The organism is Afipia sp. 1NLS2 (assembly GCF_000178995.1).
Classification (GTDB): Bacteria; Pseudomonadota; Alphaproteobacteria; order Rhizobiales; family Xanthobacteraceae; genus Afipia.
Window position 1 is genome coordinate 1,634,452 of the sequence record NZ_ADVZ01000001.1, and the last position, 19,131, is coordinate 1,653,582.

16 protein-coding genes are annotated in these 19,131 nt (G+C 62.4%); 13 read left to right on the plus strand and 3 right to left on the minus strand.

The window, feature by feature from the left end:
• Window positions 1-158 precede the first annotated feature (158 nt).
• From AFIDRAFT_RS08090 to AFIDRAFT_RS08115, 6 genes are read left to right on the plus strand one after another with little or no spacing between them, the layout of a single operon-like run.
• Entirely contained in the window at window positions 159-3,158 is a 3,000-nt protein-coding gene (locus AFIDRAFT_RS08090; protein ID WP_009338704.1) for a xanthine dehydrogenase family protein molybdopterin-binding subunit, read from the plus strand.
• Window positions 3,155-3,982, plus strand: a complete 828-nt coding sequence (locus AFIDRAFT_RS08095; protein ID WP_009338705.1) for an FAD binding domain-containing protein — start codon at window positions 3,155-3,157, stop codon at window positions 3,980-3,982. The genes AFIDRAFT_RS08090 and AFIDRAFT_RS08095 overlap by 4 nt, the downstream gene beginning before the upstream one ends.
• Window positions 3,970-4,521, plus strand: a complete 552-nt coding sequence (locus AFIDRAFT_RS08100; RefSeq protein ID WP_009338707.1) for a (2Fe-2S)-binding protein — start codon at window positions 3,970-3,972, stop codon at window positions 4,519-4,521. Before AFIDRAFT_RS08095 ends, AFIDRAFT_RS08100 begins: the two co-directional genes overlap by 13 nt.
• Window positions 4,514-6,040 carry an AMP-binding protein gene (locus tag AFIDRAFT_RS08105; RefSeq protein WP_009338709.1) on the plus strand — a complete coding sequence of 509 codons (1,527 nt, stop codon included), beginning with the start codon at window positions 4,514-4,516 and terminating at the stop codon, window positions 6,038-6,040. Before AFIDRAFT_RS08100 ends, AFIDRAFT_RS08105 begins: the two co-directional genes overlap by 8 nt.
• A gap of 18 nt (window positions 6,041-6,058) precedes the next feature.
• On the plus strand, window positions 6,059-6,844 hold the full coding sequence (locus tag AFIDRAFT_RS08110) for an enoyl-CoA hydratase/isomerase family protein (RefSeq protein WP_009338711.1): 786 nt from the start codon (window positions 6,059-6,061) through the stop codon (window positions 6,842-6,844).
• A gap of 53 nt (window positions 6,845-6,897) precedes the next feature.
• Entirely contained in the window at window positions 6,898-7,380 is a 483-nt protein-coding gene (locus tag AFIDRAFT_RS08115; RefSeq protein ID WP_040298155.1) for a MaoC/PaaZ C-terminal domain-containing protein, read from the plus strand.
• On the opposite strand, the gene AFIDRAFT_RS08120 is transcribed toward AFIDRAFT_RS08115, so the two are convergent.
• Together AFIDRAFT_RS08120 and AFIDRAFT_RS08125 are read right to left on the minus strand one after the other, a co-directional pair.
• Window positions 7,289-7,948, minus strand: coding sequence for a UbiX family flavin prenyltransferase (locus AFIDRAFT_RS08120; RefSeq protein WP_009338715.1), 660 nt, complete (start codon window positions 7,946-7,948; stop codon window positions 7,289-7,291). The genes AFIDRAFT_RS08115 and AFIDRAFT_RS08120 overlap by 92 nt on opposite strands.
• A 104-nt stretch (window positions 7,949-8,052) precedes the next feature.
• On the minus strand, window positions 8,053-8,961 hold the full coding sequence (locus tag AFIDRAFT_RS08125) for a LysR family transcriptional regulator (protein ID WP_009338717.1): 909 nt from the start codon (window positions 8,959-8,961) through the stop codon (window positions 8,053-8,055).
• A gap of 116 nt (window positions 8,962-9,077) precedes the next feature.
• Here AFIDRAFT_RS08125 and AFIDRAFT_RS08130 point away from each other — a divergent pair, with 116 nt between their 5' ends.
• Complete coding sequence (locus tag AFIDRAFT_RS08130) at window positions 9,078-10,451, plus strand: UbiD family decarboxylase (protein ID WP_009338719.1); 1,374 nt, start codon at window positions 9,078-9,080, stop codon at window positions 10,449-10,451.
• Window positions 10,452-10,513: 62 nt separating this feature from the next.
• Here AFIDRAFT_RS08130 and AFIDRAFT_RS08135 read toward each other — a convergent pair whose 3' ends face one another.
• Window positions 10,514-11,185: a GntR family transcriptional regulator gene (locus AFIDRAFT_RS08135; protein WP_245258137.1), complete on the minus strand. Its 672-nt coding sequence runs from the start codon at window positions 11,183-11,185 to the stop codon at window positions 10,514-10,516.
• 286 nt (window positions 11,186-11,471) lie between these two features.
• Here AFIDRAFT_RS08135 and AFIDRAFT_RS08140 point away from each other — a divergent pair, with 286 nt between their 5' ends.
• The 6 genes from AFIDRAFT_RS08140 to AFIDRAFT_RS08165 all read left to right on the plus strand — a co-directional run bounded on the left by AFIDRAFT_RS08140 (window position 11,472) and on the right by AFIDRAFT_RS08165 (window position 18,885).
• Window positions 11,472-12,476 carry a zinc-binding dehydrogenase gene (locus AFIDRAFT_RS08140; RefSeq protein WP_502685478.1) on the plus strand — a complete coding sequence of 335 codons (1,005 nt, stop codon included), beginning with the start codon at window positions 11,472-11,474 and terminating at the stop codon, window positions 12,474-12,476.
• A gap of 37 nt (window positions 12,477-12,513) precedes the next feature.
• On the plus strand, window positions 12,514-12,942 hold the full coding sequence (locus AFIDRAFT_RS08145) for a PaaI family thioesterase (protein ID WP_009338727.1): 429 nt from the start codon (window positions 12,514-12,516) through the stop codon (window positions 12,940-12,942).
• A 14-nt stretch (window positions 12,943-12,956) separates the two neighbouring features.
• Entirely contained in the window at window positions 12,957-13,859 is a 903-nt protein-coding gene (locus AFIDRAFT_RS08150; protein WP_009338730.1) for a VOC family protein, read from the plus strand.
• Window positions 13,856-15,376: a class I adenylate-forming enzyme family protein gene (locus AFIDRAFT_RS08155; RefSeq protein WP_009338732.1), complete on the plus strand. Its 1,521-nt coding sequence runs from the start codon at window positions 13,856-13,858 to the stop codon at window positions 15,374-15,376. Before AFIDRAFT_RS08150 ends, AFIDRAFT_RS08155 begins: the two co-directional genes overlap by 4 nt.
• A 10-nt stretch (window positions 15,377-15,386) precedes the next feature.
• A complete protein-coding gene (locus tag AFIDRAFT_RS08160) occupies window positions 15,387-17,186 on the plus strand; it encodes a gamma-glutamyltransferase family protein (protein ID WP_009338734.1) in 1,800 nt (599 codons plus the stop codon).
• A gap of 271 nt (window positions 17,187-17,457) precedes the next feature.
• Complete coding sequence (locus AFIDRAFT_RS08165) at window positions 17,458-18,885, plus strand: sodium:solute symporter family protein (RefSeq protein WP_009338735.1); 1,428 nt, start codon at window positions 17,458-17,460, stop codon at window positions 18,883-18,885.
• The last annotated feature ends 246 nt before the right edge of the window (window positions 18,886-19,131 follow it).

A 19,131-nucleotide genomic window follows, 5' to 3' on the forward strand; every position in this document is an offset into this window, starting at 1 on the left:
GCGTGAAATCCCTTGATCGCAGCGCCTGGCGGAGGAACATTTCATCAAAATTGCTGATTGGGTGAATAAGCAGCGATTATTTGCTCTGATAGACAGCGAGGGGCATCTTCGCCGCGTGTCATCAGAACTCCGGGGGTGGCGCGGGAAAGAGGATATTCGTGACGGACGATTCCACCGCTGCTGACGTGAAAGCTGGCCGCCCGCCCGTCACGCGCTGGACGGGTCAATCCTTGCCGCGCGACGAGGACCGGCAACTGCTGACCGGGCGGGGCCGTTATATCGACGATCTCGGCGTCAGCACCCGCACCGCCGAGGCAGCGATCCTTCGCTCTCCGCACGCCCACGCCCGCCTGCTCGGCATCGATGTCAGCAAGGCGCTGGCACTTCCCGGTGTCCATGCCGTCGTGACCGGCAAGGATGTGCAGCAATTTGGTTCGCCGCTTGTCGCCGGATTGAAAATTCCGGTTGCGTGCTGGCCGCTCGCGGTCGACAAGGTGCGCTATTACGGTGAAGCGGTAGCGATGGTCGTCGCCGACAATCGCTATCTTGCCGAAGACGCGATCGACCTGATCGATGTCGAGTATGACGTGCTCCCGGCGGTGATCGATCCGCTCAAAGCACTTGAATCCAACGCTCCGGTGCTGCACGAAAAGCTCGGCTCGAACCTCGCCAACGAACGCTCGTTCGTTTTTGGCGATCCCGATGCCGCTTTCGCCAAGGCGGCGCATCGCATCGGCATCGACATTGCGTATCCGCGCAATGCCTGCACGCCGATCGAGACCTACGGCGTGATCGCCGAATATGAGCCCGGCACCGACAGCTATGATGTCACTGCGAATTTTCAGGGCCCGTTCTCGCTCCATGCGGTGATGGCGCGCGCGCTCAACGTGCCGGGCAACCGCTTGCGGCTGCGCACGCCCGGTGACAGCGGCGGCAGCTTCGGCGTCAAGCAGGCGGTGTTTCCCTATGTGGTACTGACGGCGATCGCCGCGCGCGTCGCGGGGCGTCCGGTCAAATGGATCGAGGACCGGCTCGAACATCTGATGGCGTCGGCGGTCGCGACCAATCGCGTGTCGACGCTGACGGCTGCAGTCGCGCAGGACGGCCGTATCCTCGCGCTCGACTGGGACCAGCTGGAAGATACCGGTGCGCATCTGCGCGCGCCCGAACCGGCGACGCTCTATCGGATGCACGGCAACATGACCGGCGCCTACGCGATCGAACATCTGCGCATCCGCAATCGTATTGTGCTGACCAACAAGATGCCGACCGGCCTCAATCGCGGCTTCGGCGGCCCGCAGGTTTACTTCGCGCTTGAGCGGCTGGTGCAGAAGATCGCTGTGGCGCTGAAGCTCGATCCGCTCGATGTCATTGGCCGCAATCTGATTCCTGCCCACGCCTTTCCTTATCGCGCAGCATCCGGCGCGCTCTATGACAGCGGCGACTACCAGACGGCCATCGCGTCAGCGGTCAAGGACGGCGGTCTCGCTGAGCTCAAGGCGCGCCGTGAGGCTGCGCGCCGCGAGGGAAAGCTCTACGGCATCGGCTATGCTGCGGTGGTCGAGCCCAGCGTGTCGAACATGGGCTACATCACCGCCGTGCTGACGCCGGAGCAGCGCGCCAAGGCGGGGCCAAAGAATGGCGCGCAGGCGACCTCCACCATCGGCATCGACGCCGTCGGCTCGATCGCGGTCCATGTTGCGTCCACGCCGCAGGGGCAGGGCCATCGCACCGTTCTCTCGCAAGTCGTCGCCGATGCGTTCGGACTCGCGCCGCACGACATCCGCGTCATCACCGAAATCGACACCGCGCGGGATTCCTGGTCGATCGCGTCCGGCAATTATTCCAGTCGCTTCGCCGCCGCGGTCGCTGGTGCCACTCAGATCGCCGCGACACGGTTGCGCGGCAAGCTCGCCGCCGTCGCCGCAAAGCTTCTCGATGCCGATCTTGATTCAATCGTGTTCGAGAACGGCCGCATCCATGCCGGCGATCCGGCGAAGTCGCTGCCGTTTGCGCGCGTGGCCTCGTCCAGCCACTGGTCGCCCGGCGAACTGCCGCAGGGTATCGACCAGACCATCAAGGAGACGGTGTTTTGGAGCCCGCCCGAACTCACCGCGCCGACCGAGGACGACCGCGTCAATTCCTCGCTGTGTCACGGCTTCATCTTCGACATCTGCGCGGTGGAGATCGATCGCGCGACCTGCGAGGTGAAGATCGACCGTTACGTCACGATGCACGATTGCGGCCGCATCCTGCATCCCGGCATGGTGGCGGGCCAGGTGTCAGGCAGCTTCACCCACGCGCTCGGCGCAGCGCTCTATGAAGAGTCGAGCTACGCCCCCGATGGAAGCCTGTCGTCGGGCACGCTGGCGGATTACCTGATCCCGACCATGATGGAAGTGCCCGAATTGCGCATTCTTCATCACGAGAGTCCGTCGCCGTTCACGCCGCTCGGTGCCAAGGGCGTCGGCGAGGGGAATTGCATGTCGACGCCGGTATGCATCGCCAACGCCGTGGCCGATGCGCTCGGGATCGAAGACGTCACGCTGCCGATCACGCCAGCCAAACTCGCGGCACATATCCATGGTGCCGAACCCGCGCCGAAGACGCCGCCGGTCGCGCAGAAGGCAAGCACCGCGAAGGCCGGCGAGCGCGCGTTGACCGGATCGGGCAAGGCCGTGGTCGATGCGCCGCGGCAGCAGATCTGGAACATGCTGCTCGATTCCGCCACGCTGATGTCGGTGATTCCGGGCGCACACAATGTCGAGAAAGTAGGCGACAGCAAATTCCACGCCGATGTCACGCTCGGCATCGGTCCGGTGAAGGGCCGCTACAAGGCGAAGATCAAATTGTCGGACATGAAGGAGCCGGACTCGATAACGCTGTCGGGCGGCACCGAAGGCGCGCTCGGCTCGGGTCATGGCACGGGTTTCATCACCTTGACCGAAGCCGACGGCAAGACCACCGTTGCATACACCTACGAGGCGGCCGTCGGCGGCAAGATCGCGTCGATCGGCGGACGGTTGCTCGACGGCGCAGCCAAGGTCGTCATTGGACAATTTTTCGAGGCGCTCGCCAGCAAGGCGAGCGGCAGGCGGGCCTCGCCGCTGATGAGCCTCATCCGGCGGCTGCTGGCGCTGTTGGGAGTATCGCGATGAAGCCCGCACCGTTCGATTATCTGCGGGTCGAGACCGTTGATGAGGCGGTGGAGGCGTTGCGCCAGGAGGGCGGTGACGCGCGGATCATCGCCGGTGGCCAGTCGCTGATGCCGATGCTGGCGATGCGGCTCGCGCGCCCGAAGCTGCTGGTCGACATCATGCATGTCGATGCGCTGCGCCGTATCGACGACGACGGCAAGACATTGCGCATCGGCGCCGCCGTCCGGCAGGAGAAGCTGGAGCGGCATGCTGAGTTGGCGCGGCGTCAGCCGTTGCTCGCCGGCGCGCTCGCATGGGTCGGACATGCGCAGACCCGCGCGCGCGGCACGATCTGCGGATCGATCGCGCATGCCGACCCTTCGGCGGAATTGCCGCTGTCGCTGATGACGCTGGGCGGCAGCGTTCACCTGCGCGCGGGCCGCAAGCACCGGACGCTCACAGCAGGCGAATTCTTCACCGGCATGATGGCGACGGCGAAGGCCGACGACGAGATGATCGAGGCCGTGTCGTTCCCTACGGCGTTGCCGGGAACGGGTTATGCCTTCACCGAGGTCGGACGCCGCCACGGCGACTTCGCCATCGTCGCCTGCGCGGCGAGGATCGATGGCGAGAAGGCAACGCTCGGCATCGGCGGCGTGGCTGACGTGCCGGCGGTGCGCGCGCTGCCATTGCCCGATGCGCCCGATTTCGCCGATGCGCTCAATCAATATGCGTGGGATCTCGATGCGCGTGACGATCTTCACGCCACGGCGCGTTACCGGCGCGATCTGATCCGTCAGTTGGGCCGTCGTACGATCGAGGAGGCTGCCCGATGCCGCGCCTGAGCGCCGACCAGAAACATCGGGTGTCGTTCACGCTGAATGGTAAGCCGGTGTCCGGCATGGCCGAGCCGCGCATGACGCTGAGCGATTTTCTGCGCCACGAGATCGGCGCGACCGGCACGCATGTCGGCTGCGAACATGGTGTCTGCGGTGCCTGCACGGTGCAGATCGACGGCGGGCTGGCGCGCTCCTGCCTCGCGCTCGCGGTGCAGACCGATGGCTGCGACGTGCGCACGGTCGAAGGCCTGTCGCCCGACGGCGGCACGACGCTCTCGATTCTGCAGGACGAATTCCGCAACAATCATGGTTTGCAATGCGGCTTCTGCACGCCGGGCTTTCTGATGACGCTCGATGCGCTGTTCCGCGAACGCCCGGATGCGAACGTCGAGATGATTTGCGAAACGTTGTCGGGCCATCTGTGCCGGTGCACAGGCTATGCGCCGATCATGAAGGCCGCGCTCGCCGCCCAGCGGCGGCTGCGCGGCGAGGCAATTCAAGAAAATTCAAAGCAAGAACATCCAAAGGGAGAATCGCATGCTTGATCTCGGCACCACGTTTCTTGCGGCGGTCGAACGCGAGCCGGGTCGCGAAGCGATTGTCGATGGCGATGTGCGGCTGACCTATGCCGACTATTACAAGCGAATTTCGGGGCTTGTTGCATCGTTCGATCGTCTGGGATTGAAGCCGGGCGATCATCTGGTCAGCGTGTTGCGCAACCGCTGGCAGGCCGCCGTGCTGCATTGGGCCTGTCAATTCACCGGCGTGATCCTGACCCCGGTCAACTGGCGCTCCAAGGCGGATGACGTGAATTATACGGTGCAGGATTCCGAGGCCCGCGCGATTGTTTTCGAGGACGTCTCGGCGGAAGGCGTGCGCGGCGCGGAGTTGGCCGCGAACCTGCTGCGGATCACGCTTGATGAATGCCGCGCCGGTGAGATCAGCTTCGCCGATCTTATCAGGGGCGGTGCGCCTGGCGCGAAGGCGCGCGCTCGCGCCGATGCATGGTCGATCATGCTGTACACGTCAGGCACCACGTCGCGGCCGAAAGGCGTGCCGCGCCGCCAGCACGCCGAGCGCGCCGCCGCGATCGCGCATGTCGCGCAGAACCTTTACGGTTATGGCGAGCGGACCCTCGGCGTGATGCCGCTGTATCACACGATGGGCGTGCGCTCGATGCTGGCCTCGGTGCTGACCAACGGCACCTTCGTGTGCATGTCGAAGTTCGACGCGGGCGAGGCGATTGCCGTCATCGAACGCGAAAAGATCGACAATTTGTATCTGGTGCCGACGCTCTATCACGACATCGTCTATCATCCCGACTTCTCGCCGGAGCGCGTAAAGACGGCCCGCAAGCTCGGCTTCGCCGGTGCGCCGATGACGGATCATCTGCTGCAGCAGCTCGACAAGCTGTTTCAACCCGATCTGCTCGTCAATCATTACGGCTCGTCCGAGGTCTACACCTGCACCATCGATCAGAACGCTCGCCGCAAGCCCGGCAGCGCCGGCAAGTCGGGCATCAACCAGATGATCCGCGTCGTCACCCTCAATGCCAAGGGGCCGGGCGACATCGCCCCGCGCGGCGAGGAAGGGCAGATCATCGCGCTGCTTGCGGGCGATGAAGCGTTCGAGGGTTACTGGCGCCGTCCCGAAGCAGATGCGAAGTCGCTACGCGACGGCTGGTTTTTCGGCTCGGACACTGGTTACTTCGACAAGGACGGCGATCTGTTCGTCACCGGCCGTCTCGACGACATGATCATTTCCGGCGGCGAGAACGTCTCGCCGGTGGAAATCGAGAGCATGCTGTCGCTGCATCCGGCGGTGTCGGAAGTCGCGGTCGTCGGCCTGCCGGATGAGCGCTGGGGCAAGGTCGTGACCGCCTTCATCGCGGCGAAAACGCCGGTGACCGCCGAAGATCTCGACACCTATTGCGCGACATCGACTCTCGCCAATTTCAAGCGGCCGAGGAAATTCGTCTTCGTTCGCGAAATTCCGAAATCGCCCGTCGGCAAGCTGCTGCGTCGCAAGCTTGTGGCCGGCGAATATGAAACCGTCACCCCTTAAGTTCAAAGGTATCAAAGCATGACCGACCCCTATTCCAATCTCGACGGCTTCACCGTCAAAATCGATGTCGAGCAGAAGCGTGGTGACATCATCCTTGAGCGCGGCGAGTACAACACCATCAGCATGGCACAGCGCGACCAGCTCAAGGCGGTGTTCGAGGCGCTTGACGCCGACGACCGCGTGCGCGTGATCGTGGTGCGTTCGATCGGCAAGCACTTCTCCTCCGGCGGCTACATCATGGGCTTCCTGGAAGCCTCGCCTGAGCACGTCTCCAAGCTTGCCTGGAATATCGCCGCGCCCGCACGTTGTTCGAAGCCGGTGATCGCGGCTAATCGCGGTTATTGCTTCGGCGTCGGGTTCGAGCTGTCGCTCGCCTGCGATTTCCGCATCGTCACCGAGACCACGCAATATGCTCTGCCCGAACAGAAGCTCGGCCAGATTCCGGGTTCGGGCGGCTCGGCGCGGCTGCAGAAGATCGTCGGCATCACGCGCACCAAGGACATCGTGATGCGCTCGCGCCGCATCAAGGGTCAGCAGGCCTATGACTGGGGCATCGCGACCGAGGTCGTCGCCGACGGCGAACTCGAAGCCGCGACTGACGCGCTGGTGAAGGAACTGGTCAGCTTCTCGCCGCTGGCGCAGCGCACCGCCAAGAAGCTGCTCAACGACACCGAGGATTCGACGCTGGCGATTGCGATCGAACTCGAAGGCCACTGCTACAGCCGATTGCGTTCGTCGGAAGATTTTGCCGAGGGCGTCAAGGCGTTCCATGAGAAGCGCGAGCCGGAGTTCAAGGGCCGCTGATGGTCTGCAAGGATGGTGCGGCTTCGGCCGCGCCATCATGTTATGTCGTGCCCATGCCCGATAAGAGCCTCGCGCCGATGACCAACCGCTACCTCGACGATCTTGCTGTCGGCGATCACTGGGTCGGTCATCCGATTCCTGTCGAGCAGGATGCCGCCATCGCCTTCGCGCGGCAGTACGATCCGCAGCCGATGCACACCGATCCCGCCGTAGCGGCACAAGGCCGGTTCAGCGGCGTGATCGCAAGCGGCTGGTACGTCGCCGCTTTGGTGATGCGCGACTACATCGAGACAAATCCGTGGGGCGGAACGCAGGCGCTCGGCATCGGCGTGGATGAATTGCGCTGGCTCTATCCGGTGCGGCCCGGCGACGTGCTGACTGCGCGCCGCGAGATCGTCGAACTCAAGGTCTCGCGCAGCAAGCCCGACCGGGGCACCGTGCGCGTCAGGACAAGCGTCTCAAATCAGGACGGCCGCGCGGTAATGGCGCTTTCGACATTGATCCAGTTGCCGACTCGTCCTGCGCAGGATCGCTAGACTCCTCCGCTTTCCAGCGGTGCACCAGCTTCGCGTCGATGTCGAACAGATCAAGCACGCGGCCAATGGTGTGATCGATCATGTTGCTCAGGGTTTGCGGGCGCGGATAAAACGCCGGCACCGGCGGGGCGATGATCGCCCCCATTTCGGAGAGTTGCGTCATCGAGCGCAGATGGCCGGTGTGCAGCGGCGTCTCGCGGGTCATCAGCACCAGGCGGCGGCGTTCTTTCAGCACCACATCGGCGGCGCGGGTCAGCAGGCCCGAAGTGGTTCCGGTCGCGATTTCTGCCATCGACTTCATCGAGCAGGGCGCCACGATCATGCCGCGCGTCTTGAACGATCCCGAGGAGATCGCAGCCCCGATGTCGCTTTGCGCATGCACATGCGCCGCCAGCGCCTTGATGTCGGCGATCTTGCGGTCGGTCTCATGGGCGATGGTCACCTCGCCCGAGCGCGACATCACCAGATGCGTCTCGATGCCGAGATCGCGCAGCACCTCCAAGAGGCGGATGCCGTAAATGACGCCCGAGGCGCCCGATATGCCGATGATCAGTGGAAGTCCGGTCATGTTCTATCCGCCATGCTGGACGCCCGGCGTATATCGCCGCGCCGATGCAGACAGGCTAAAGCCATTTCGCAGCGGCGTCGAATAAGCTCATGTTATCGGCAATATCATCCGCCGTGATCGCCGCGCGCGACGGCCTTGCCGACATGGTTGCGAAACCGCTCGAGGAATGCATCGGCGGCGGGCGTCAAAGGGTGGCGGGGATGGTGGATGATCGCGAGCTGGCGGCTCATCGGCGGATTGATGGTGCGGGACGCAAGGCGGCCATCGGCGATGCCGAGGCTGACGCCGAGGCTCGGCAGGATCGTCGCCCAGTCGCTGCGCGCCACGACCTCGCAGATGCCCTGGATCGAATCCATTTCAAGTTGCAGATTGAGCGACACGTCGCGCGCCCCGAAATGCCGCTCCAGTTCGGCCCGCAGGCCGTGCCGCTGCGAGGGCAGGATCAGTTTGGCCTGCTGCAGTTCGGTAATATCGATCGGCCCCTTTGGCTGTTTGCGCGTGGCGGCGGTCACGTAAACCATCCGTTCTTCGACCAGCGGCTCGACGGTCAATCCCAGCCGGCGCGGAGGCTTGTTGATCACCGCGAAATCGAGCGCGCCTTGATTGACGAGATCGATGAAGGTCGAACTATAGCCGTCGATGACCACGACCTCGACCTCGGGATAGTCGTGCGCAAAGGCGATTAGCATGTCGGGCACGAAACTGACGGCAAGCGATGACAGCATGCCGATGGTAATGCGCCCCGATGTCACGCCGGACAGTTTCGCCATGTGGCCGCGCGCCAGCGTCAGGCTGTGCAGCACCGGCACGACCAGCCGGTAGAGCGTGCGCCCGGCGACCGTCGGAACCATCGCCTTGGACATCCGCTCGAACAGCTTGTGGTCGAGATCCCGCTCCAGCTTGGCGATCTGCATCGATACCGCCGGCTGAACCACGTTCAGCCGTTGCGCCGCGCGCGTCACGCTGCCTTCCTCGTACAGCGCAACGAAATAGCTGATCTGGCGGAAATCCATGTGCGCACCTTGCGATCATGACTGCTGATAATGCGCATCATGATTTCTTACTTCTCTTTATAACACCGGCGCTTAGAGTGCGGCAAACACTTCAATAAAAGTCGGGAGGGCCGCCAATGGATTACCCAAATCATGCGCTGTCGTTACGCGAGTGGCTCGATCATCTGCAACGGACGGATCGGCTCGCGGTCGCGAAACCTGGCCTGTCGCTGCGTCATGAGATCGCGGGCATCGCCAACCGGATGGATGGCCGCAAGGCGACGCTTTTCCCCAAGGTCGGCGGTCAGGGTGGCACGGTCGTGTCCGGCATTGTATCGGATCGCAGCTGGATGGCCGAGGCGCTGGGTATCGCGCCGGGCGAACTGGTGTTCCGTTTCGGCAAGGCGTCGGCTGCGCCGCTCGCCTGGAAGGAAGTGAAAAGCGCGCCCTGTCAGGAGGTCGTTCATCGCGACGTCGATATCCTGAAGCAGCTGCCCGTGCCGACCCATAACGAGCACGACAGCGGCGCTTACATCACCGCCGGCATTCTGGTCAGCCGCGATCCGGAAAGCGGAATCCAGAACGTCACGATTCATCGCTGCCAGATCAGCGGACCCAATCGCATCGGTGTTCTGCTGTTGCCGCGCCACACCCATCATTACTATCGCAAGGCCGAGAAGGCCGGAAAGCCGCTGGAAATCGCAATCGCGGTCGGCGTCGAGCCGGCCTGCCTGCTGGCGAGCCAGGCGATCGTGCCGATTGATCATGATGAACTGGAAATTGCCGGCGCCCTGAAAGGCGCGCCGCTCGATGTTGTCAAATGCGTCACCAACAACGTGCGCGTGCCGGCCGATGCGGAAGTCGTGCTCGAAGGACGCATCCTGCCCAAGACGCGCGAACTGGAAGGACCGTTCGGCGAGTTTCCGCAATATTACGGCGAGCGCGCGGAACGGCATGTCATCGAGATCGATGCGATCACGCATCGCCGTGATCCGCTGTTCCACACCATCGTCGGCGGCGGGCTTGAGCATCTGCTGCTCGGCGCGATCCCGCGCGAGGCGACCATCATGGCGGCGATGCAAGCGAGTTTCCCCGGCGTCAGGGACGTGCATCTCGCACTGGGCGGCGTCGGCCGCTATCACCTCTATGTCAAGCTCGACAAGACGCAGGAGGGCGAAGGCAAGAACGTGCTGCTCGCTGCGTTCGCGGCTCACTACGACATCAAGCATGCGGTGGTGGTGGATATGGATGTCGACATCCACAATCCGCGTGAGGTGGAGTGGGCGATCGCGACGCGCTTTCAGGCGGATCGTGATCTTGTCATCGTTCCCAACAGCCAGGGCTCGAAGCTCGATCCGTCAACCGACAATGGCGTTGGCGCAAAGATGGGCCTCGATGCCACCATCCCGGTCAATTCACCGGAGATGAAGTTCAAGCGCATCCGGGTGCCCGGCGAGCAGGAGATTGATCTTGACGCGGTGCTCGATCCGCAGGCGCGCGTGAAACTTTGACGAGGCGATGCGAGCGCGGCCGGACGCTTCGGCAGGGATGCCGGCTGTCCTGCGGTGGCCTTTTAGGCGAGCGGACTTTCGTGATCGACGCCGATCTTCACATCGAGCAGCGACGTGCTCGACAGCAGCGCGTCCAGAACCATCGCGCGGGAGGATCTGACCTGATCAACAGTCACGCGCTCGGCGGTTTCGGCGTCGCCTTCGGCCAATGCATCGATGATCGACTTGTGCTCGGAGTGCATTTCGCTGCCACGGTCGCGCAGCGACAGGCCGAAGTGAAACATCCGCTCAAGCTCCATCAGGGTCTGCTTCAGGACGGAGACGAGCCGGTCATTGCCGGTCGCGGCTGCGATGCTCATGTGAAAATCGCTGTTCCGCTGCAGAAAATTTGCTTCGCTTTCCTTATTGCCGGGCTGATAGTCGGCGCGGCACAGCCGGTCCAGGCGATGAAGATCGGCGGAATCGACACGCCCCGCAGCAAGCCTGACGCAGGCCACTTCGACGATTTCGCGAAGCTGGAACAGGTCGTTCAGGTCGCGCAGGGTGATCGGCTTGACGCGATAGCCCTGACGGCGCACCGGCTGGAGCAGGCCAATCAGCGACAGGCGGTCGACAGCGGCCCGGGCGGCCGCGCGGCCAAAATTGAACTGATTGGCGAGATCGACCTCGGTGACGATCGATCCCGGCATCAGCTCGCAGCGCACGATGGCCTTGCGGATGGCGTCGAACGCCATGTCACTTTGCCTGGCGCTGGCCTTGGGTTTTTTGGGCGACTCAGCCGGAAGAGAAACAACATGTCCCATGAGATTCTTCCTAGTTAGATTCAGAGGTTTTTGCAAGGCTTTAGAAATGTCAAAGAATGACATGGCGGGGTTATCAGTATCAAATTCTGAGACGAAACGCCCAGAGATAACGTGTTTGTCGCACCAAGATGCCGTTGTACAGTAGACATCTATTCTTTAGACATCTATTAAACTGAATTTGAACATATCAACGGGAGGTTATTTGATGTCTGCAACTATGCGCGCCCTGGTCCTCGACGCCCACGGCACCTTGGACAACCTGAAGATCGTCAACGACAAGCCGATTCCGAAGGCTGCGGCGGGCCATGTCGTCATCCGCGTCAAGGCATCGTCGTTCAACTATCACGACGTTTTCACCGTGCGCGGCATGCCGGGCATCAAGGTCCCGCTCCCGGTCGTGATCGGCCTCGATATGGCGGGCGAAATCACCGAAATCGGCGACGGCGTCAGCGGCTGGAAAAAGGGCGACCGCGTTCTCGTCAATCCGCTCAACAAGAAGAAGGGGCTTCTCGGCGAGATGATGGATGGCGGCATGGCCGAATACTGCATGGTCGATGCCGATCAGCTGATCCATATGCCGGATGGCGTGTCCTACGAGGACGCAGCGTCGCTGCCGGTGGCTTACGGCACCGCGCACCGCATGATCGTCACCCACAACACCGTCAAGAAGGGCGACCGCGTTCTGGTGCTGGGCGCGTCTGGCGGCGTCGGCACCGGCTGCGTGTTGCTGGCCAAGCATCTCGGCGCTGAAGTCATTGCCTGCGCTGGCGGCGCGGACAAGATGCAGCGTCTGCGCGATCTCGGCGCCGACGAAGTGATCAACTACAAGGATGTCGATTTCTCCAAATGGGCGATCGAGAAGTACGGCAAGCCGCAGCGCCGGAATTATGAAGGCGGCGTCGATGTCGTCGTGAACTTCACCGGCGGCGACACCTGGGTCCCGTCGCTGCGTTGTCTCAAGCGCGGCGGCAAGCTGCTGGTTTGCGGCGCGACCGCCGGCCACGATCCGAAGGAAGACTTACGTTACGTCTGGAGCTTCGAGTTGCAGATCATCGGCTCGAACAGCTTCTACGACGACAACCTCGCCGACCTCATGAAGCTGATCGCGGAAAAGAAGCTGAGCCCGGTCGTGGACAAGGTTCTGCCGCTCGACAAGGCGGTCGAAGGCCTGCGGCTGATCGAAAACCGCGAAGTGATGGGCAAGGTTGTCATCACGCCTTGATCCCAATCACCACAGGAAACGCAAAGGATAAGAAAAAATGGCAGAAAAACTGACGCCGGCCGCCGTCGAGGCGATGCTCACCAAGGGTCCCTTCCATCAGTGGCTGGGCATCAAGGTTCAGAAGGTCGATGAAGAAGGCATCGAGCTGACCGCGACGTGGCGCGAAGAGTGGGTGGTAAACCCTGAGCGCCGCTACACGCATGGCGGCATCCTCGCCGCCCTCGTCGATCTCACCGCGGACTGGGCTCTCGTCTCTCATACGGGTCGCGGCGTGCCGACGATCGACATGCGGGTCGACTATCACCGCGCGGCGATGCCGGGCGATCTCACGGCCAAGGGCCGCATCGTCAAGATGGGCGGTCAGTTCTCCGTCGCCGAGGCGAACGTCTACGACAAGGACGGCAAGCTCTTGGCCAGTGGCCGCGGCGTCTACATGACGGCTCCTCCGCCTCCACCCAAGGGTTGAGTGGGGAGGCCATCATGGCGGCTCCCGTCAATGAAGGCAGGGCTGGCGATGCGGCGGTTTCCACCGCCGCATCGCCGCGCGAGGGAATGTTCGATCACGCCGTTCTCAACCTGCATTACGATCTCGACTCTGGCGAGGCGTTGTTCAGGGCGCTCGGGTTCAACGTCACGCCGAGGAGTTTCCATACGCTCGGTTCGATGAACAACCTGATGGTGTTCGGCACCAACTACCTTGAGCTGGTCGGTATCGATCCGTCGAATCCGAATCCGCGCAAGGAATTGTTGGACTGGCCGGTTGGGCTCAACGGGCTTGTGTACGGAAGCGACGACATCGAGCTGACTGCGGCGCGGCTGCGGTCTGCTCGGCTTCCGATGCTCAAGCCCAAAGCGTTCAGCCGCGAGGTGGTGATCGAAGGCGTGACCGACGAGGCGCGCTTTCGCACGGTCCATCTCGCTCCGGATTATTTCCCCGCCTCGCGGCTTTACTTCTGCGAGCACCAGACGCCTCATCTGGTCTGGCATCCTGCCTTCATGTCGCATCCGAACTCCGCGCGTTGTCTGAAGCGTCTCACCATCGTCGCCGACGATTTCGAGACGCAGGCTCAGTCCTTCACGCGGATGTTGGGGCTGCGGCCGGACCCCGATGCGCGGGTCTGGAGCCGGGGCACGCGGATCGATTTCGTGTCACGCAAGCGGCTGGCCAATCTCTATCACGGTCATGCAGATCCGGGACCGGGCAAACCGAAAGTCGCTGTGATGAGCATCGGCGTGGCCTCCATTGCCATGTTGAAGGCTGTCATGGAGCCGCGGCTCGCGCAAAAGCTGATCGACATCGACAAGTCTTGTTTGCTGCTCCCCGCATCGGAATGCTTCGGGGTCGCGATCGAATTTCTAGCAACGAATATGAGTTTGGTATGACACTGTCGCCTAATCTGGGATCGTTGGTCGACCGCTCGCGTGCGATGGACAAGATCGCCATCATCGATTTCGACGGCACCAAGAGCCGGGACGTCACCTATGCGCAACTCGATGAGCTCGCCGACGGCATCGCCCGCGCTTTGACGAAACGCGGATACAAGCGCGGAGACCGGATCGCGATCCTGTCCGCCAACAGTTCGGATTGCCTCGCGGCGCATTTCGGCATCATGCGGGCCGGGTTCGTCTCGGTGCCGATCAACCATCGCCTGCCGCGCAAGACCGTCGATTACATCATCCAGGACTCAGGGGCCCCGCTGGTGTTCTGCGACAACGAGCGCCGCGCCGTCATTCCCGACGGAATCGAGGTGGTGAATTTCGACACGCCGGATTACGCCGCGTTCGTCGATCGCGGGCCGTTCGAAGCCGTCATTCCCGAAAAGGACGAGCCTTCGACCTTCCTGTACACGTCCGGCTCCACCGGGCGCCCGAAAGGCGTGATCCTGTCTCACGACGCGCAGCGTTGGGTGGTCGAGGTACGGCTTGCGGACCGCGACGTCGAACACGAACGCGCTTTGGTCGCAGCGCCGCTCTATCATATGAACGCATTGGCGCTGTCGCATCTCGTGCTGGCCGGACATTCCAGCATGGTGCTGATGACGCAGTTCAAGGTGCAGCCTTATGTCGATGCGATCGGCTGCTTCAAATGCACATGGCTGACGTCCGTGCCGCCGATGATCGCCATGATGCTCGACGACAAGAAGGCGATGGCGACGGCCGACCTGTCGTCGGTGACAAGTCTGCGGATGGGCTCGGCACCCGCCAGTGAGACCTTGCTCGATGAAATTCGTCGCGTGATGCCGCAGGTGCGCATTCTGAACGCCTATGGCACGACCGAAGGCAGCCCGATTGTGTTCGGTCCCCATCCGGACGGCAAGCCGACGCCGACGCTCTCGCTCGGCTACAAGCATCGCGGCGTGGATCTTCGGATCGTCGATGCCAACGGCAAGGAAGCCGACGAGGGTGTTCTCGAGATCCGCTCGCCGGCGATGATGAACGGCTATCACAACCGGCCCGACATTCCGGTGCCGTTCACCAGGGACGGCTACTACCACACCGGCGACGTGTTCCGCCGCGATGCCGATGGATTCTATTATTTCATCGGCCGGGCCGACGACATGTTCGTCAGCGGCGGCGAGAATATCTTCCCCGGCGAGGTGGAGAGAATGCTCGAAACCCATCCGGATGTGATGCAGGCGTGCGTTGTGCCGATCGACGATCCACTCAAGGGCAAGAAGCCGGTCGCGTTCGTTCGTCTGGCGCCGGGTGCCAAGGTCGATGAGGCCGGCCTGAAGGCCTACGCGCTGGAGAACGGCGCGGCGTATCAGCATCCGCGCTCGATCTGGTTCATCGACGAGTTTCCGCTCGCCTCCACCAACAAGATCGACCGGGCGTTGCTTGCAAACCGTGCGCGTGACCTGTCGAATGCGGAAAAAACCGAAGGCGCTCACGCGCAATAAGGAGTCCCTGATGCCGACCTCGTTTGATACCAGCTTCACGACACGGCCCGAAATCACGGGCTCGTTCGGCGTCGTCGCGACGACGCACTGGATCGCCACCGCGGTGGGCATGGGCATCCTTGAGCGCGGCGGCAACGCCTTCGATGCGGGCGTCGCTGTCGCCTTCGTGCTGCAGGTGGTCGAGCCGCATCTGAACGGCCCCGGCGGCGACGTGCCGATCCTGGTTTACGACGTGAAAAAGAAAAAGCCGGAGGTGATCTGTGGTCAGGGTCCCGCGCCCGCCGCCGCGACCATCGCGCGCTTCCAGGAGATGGGCCTCGATATGATCCCGGGTTCGGGCCTGCTCGCCACGTGCATTCCCGGCTCGTTCGATGCCTACATGCTGCTGTTGCGCGACTACGGCACCATGTCGGTCGAGGACGTGCTTGCGCCCGCGATAAGCTACGCGCGGAACGGTTATCCGCTGGTGTCGCGGATCTGCGAAACCATCGCGACGGTCGAAAATCTGTTTCGCGAGCACTGGCACACCTCGGCGGCGCTCTATCTGCCGAATGGCGAAATTCCGAAGGCAGGAGAGATTTTCCGCAACGAGAAACTTGCCGACACTTACTCGCGCGTTCTCAGCGAGACGAAATCTTCAGGCGGCAACCGCGAGGCGCAGATCGAGCGCGCCCGCAAGATCTGGTCGCAGGGCTTCATCGCCGAATCGATCGATGCGTTCTGCCGCAACAATGAGGTGATGGATTCCTCCGGCACACCGCATCGGGGTCTGCTCACCGGGCAGGACATGGCGGGATGGAGCGCCTTCGTCGAAGCGCCGATCAGTTACGACTACCGCAACTACACGGTTTACAAGGCAGGCCCATGGACGCAGGGCCTCGTGCTGCTTCAGCAATTGGCGTTGTTGAAGGGTTACGATCTCGACAAGCTCGATCCATGCAGCGCGGAATTCATCCATCTGCAGGTGGAGTGCGCCAAGCTCGCCTTCGCTGACCGCGACGTGTTCTACGGCGATCCGAAATTCAGCGAGATACCGGTCGCGCAGTTGTTGTCGGATTCCTACAACGCCGAGCGGCGCAAGCTGATCACCGACAAGGCGTCGATGGAATTGCTGCCCGGCACGATTCCGGGTTTCGGCAAGACCATCGGGATGCGCGAAGGCAGTTCGCGCGAGGCGGTGTCTGCTTTCGGCACCGGCGAGCCGACGGTTGGAAAGATCAGCGCCGAGCGTGGCGACACCGTGCATTTCGACATCATCGATCGCGACGGCAACATGATCTCGGTGACGCCATCGGGCGGCTGGCTGCAATCGTCGCCGGTCATTCCCGAACTTGGCCTGTGTCTCGGCACGCGCGCGCAGATGTTCTGGCTCGATGAGGAGCATCCTGCTTCGCTGCAGCCGGGCAAGCGTCCGCGCTCGACTTTGTCGCCGACCTTCGCGATGCGTGACGGCAAGCCGTATCTGGCTTGGGGCACGCCCGGCGGTGATCAGCAGGATCAGTGGGCGACGCAGTTCCTGCTTCGCCACATCCATGCCGGATACAATCTGCAGCAGGCGATCGACGCGCCGGCGTGGCACACCGAACATTTCCCGGCATCGTTCTGGCCGCGTCTCGCGCGGCCCGGCGTTCTTGTTCTTGAGGGCCGCGTCGCGCCCGACGTGATCAAGGATCTGCGCGGACGCGGACATGTCGTTGAGGTTGGTGAGGATTGGTCGGAGGGGCGGCTGACCGCAGCCTCCCGTCACGAGGGTTGGCTCAGAGCCGCCGCAAATCCGCGCGGCATGCAGGCCTATGCGGCCGGACGTTAGCGCGTCCGGCACGAAGGCCCTTTGCATCGGCACGATGCAAAGAAGAGAAAGACAAAGGGGGTGACGGGACCTTCGGGCTCCGGCGCAGGCGGCATCGGTTCGCGTTACGTTTGAGCGGGCTCGTGCTGCTACCAGAAGATGTAAATAGCGTCGTTCAAAGATGTTGAAGTTAGTCCTGTTTTGTATAATAAAGAACTTTAAACATGTTTAAGATGTCGCAAGAAGCGACACAGGGGCCATCCGTCGAAATCGGGCAAGGAGGGGACTTGAGATGCACGCCAATTATGTCGCTCTAGCGATTGTTGCGGTTTACATCGTCGGACTGGGGATCGTGACATCGATCATCCAGCGCTCGGTGAAAACCGCCAATGTTTTCACTTCGGGCACGACCGGCAAGACCGGCGTTCCGGCTGTTCTTGTCGGCATGATGCTGATGTCCGAGTTCATCGGCACCTCGGCAAGCGTGGGTACCGCGCAGGAGGCCTACAAGTTCGGCATCTCCGCTGCCTGGAACATCATCGCGCTGGCGGCGGGCTTTGTGTTTTACGGCTTCTTCCTCGCCGGGCGATACAAGAGTTCAGGCCACAACACGATCTCGGCCATCCTCAACGATGTCTATGGCCGTCCCACCAAGCTTGCGACATCGCTGGTGATGATCTTCGCACTGGAGATCGTCGCGGTTGCGATCTATGCCGGCGGCGGCACGATCCTCAGCGCCTTGCTTGGCATTCATAAGACGCTGGCCATCGTGATCTGCGGCGTGGTGTCTGTGCTTTACGTGTTCATGGGCGGCATGAAGTCGGTGGTCTACACCAACATCGTGCATTCCGTCGCCAAGTATGTCGGCATCTGCGTCGCGCTTTATTTCGGCCTCACCAATGTCGGCGGCTGGTCGGAGCTTCATGCCAAACTGCCGCCAGAGATGTTCTCATGGCATAATGTCGGCTTCGGCAAAATCTTTGCCTGGTTCATTGCCGGCATGGGCGCGACCTTCTCCACCCAATACGTGATCCAGGCGATCAACACGACCAACAGCCCGCGCAGCGCAAAGATTGCGAGCTTCTCGACGGCGGTCTTCCTCGTTCCGTTCGGCATCATCTGCGCGCTGGTGGGCATGTGTTCGCTCGTGCTGTACCCGAACATCCCGTCGATCAAGGCCTTTTCGGCTCTGATCGCGCATATGGACGGGCCGATGGCCGGTGTGGTGGCTGCGGGTCTCGCAGCGTCGCTGTTCGGATCGCTGGCCGCGTTCTCGGTGGCGACCGCAACGCTTCTCTACAAGGATTTCTATATCGGCATGATCGTCGAGAATCCGAGTGAGAGAAACTCGCTGATGTTCATCCGTCTTGCGACCATCGCGATGGGCCTGTTGCCGATCATTCTTGCGATCTACACGCCGAACGTTCTGTCGATGACGTATCTCGGAAAGGCACTGCGTGCCTCGCTCTCGGTGCTGGTGCTGTTCGTCTTCTTTGCTCCGATGTTCGGCAGCAGGATTGGCGCATTCGTCAGCATCATTGCATCGCTGATCGGCACGGTGGGCTGGTTCATGATGGGCAACCCCTTCGGAATCCATAACGCCTATATCGCACTCATCGTGCCGCTCCTGGTGATGGTGGTGAGCCACATCTTCAAGGGCGCGCCCGCTGCCACCGCCGCTGTGCCCTCGACCGGAAGCTCCGCGTCAGGAAACGGATGATCGAATGCGTGCGAGCCGGACATCGCATGTGTGATGCCCGGCCCGCCCGTTAGCTGGAGTGAGAGATGAAATTGACGGGAAACAAGAAACTGCAAACGACGCGGGATCGGAATGTCGGGCCGGCTGCCGACATGTCGAGAACCGGCGCAGGACAAATCAGGGCCATGGAGCACCGAAGGAGATGGAAGGGCTGAGGCGATCGCTCGCCTGATCCACTCCCACTATCGAGGCGCGTCGCACAGAGCG

Excerpts from the sequence above, each read along its gene's own strand:
- AFIDRAFT_RS08160 (WP_009338734.1), top strand. The coding sequence starts at position 15,387 with ATGCCGACCTCGTTTGATACCAGCTTCACGACACGGCCCGAAATCACG.
- AFIDRAFT_RS08105 (WP_009338709.1), top strand. The coding sequence starts at position 4,514 with ATGCTTGATCTCGGCACCACGTTTCTTGCGGCGGTCGAACGCGAGCCG.
- AFIDRAFT_RS08120 (WP_009338715.1), bottom strand. The coding sequence starts at position 7,948 with ATGACCGGACTTCCACTGATCATCGGCATATCGGGCGCCTCGGGCGTC.
- AFIDRAFT_RS08165 (WP_009338735.1), top strand. The coding sequence starts at position 17,458 with ATGCACGCCAATTATGTCGCTCTAGCGATTGTTGCGGTTTACATCGTC.
- AFIDRAFT_RS08155 (WP_009338732.1), top strand. The coding sequence starts at position 13,856 with ATGACACTGTCGCCTAATCTGGGATCGTTGGTCGACCGCTCGCGTGCG.
- AFIDRAFT_RS08125 (WP_009338717.1), bottom strand. The coding sequence starts at position 8,961 with ATGGATTTCCGCCAGATCAGCTATTTCGTTGCGCTGTACGAGGAAGGC.
- AFIDRAFT_RS08140 (WP_502685478.1), top strand. The coding sequence starts at position 11,472 with ATGCGCGCCCTGGTCCTCGACGCCCACGGCACCTTGGACAACCTGAAG.
- AFIDRAFT_RS08115 (WP_040298155.1), top strand. The coding sequence starts at position 6,898 with ATGCCCGATAAGAGCCTCGCGCCGATGACCAACCGCTACCTCGACGAT.
- AFIDRAFT_RS08130 (WP_009338719.1), top strand. The coding sequence starts at position 9,078 with ATGGATTACCCAAATCATGCGCTGTCGTTACGCGAGTGGCTCGATCAT.
- AFIDRAFT_RS08095 (WP_009338705.1), top strand. The coding sequence starts at position 3,155 with ATGAAGCCCGCACCGTTCGATTATCTGCGGGTCGAGACCGTTGATGAG.
- AFIDRAFT_RS08100 (WP_009338707.1), top strand. The coding sequence starts at position 3,970 with ATGCCGCGCCTGAGCGCCGACCAGAAACATCGGGTGTCGTTCACGCTG.
- AFIDRAFT_RS08135 (WP_245258137.1), bottom strand. The coding sequence starts at position 11,185 with ATGGCGTTCGACGCCATCCGCAAGGCCATCGTGCGCTGCGAGCTGATG.
- AFIDRAFT_RS08145 (WP_009338727.1), top strand. The coding sequence starts at position 12,514 with ATGGCAGAAAAACTGACGCCGGCCGCCGTCGAGGCGATGCTCACCAAG.
- AFIDRAFT_RS08110 (WP_009338711.1), top strand. The coding sequence starts at position 6,059 with ATGACCGACCCCTATTCCAATCTCGACGGCTTCACCGTCAAAATCGAT.
- AFIDRAFT_RS08150 (WP_009338730.1), top strand. The coding sequence starts at position 12,957 with ATGGCGGCTCCCGTCAATGAAGGCAGGGCTGGCGATGCGGCGGTTTCC.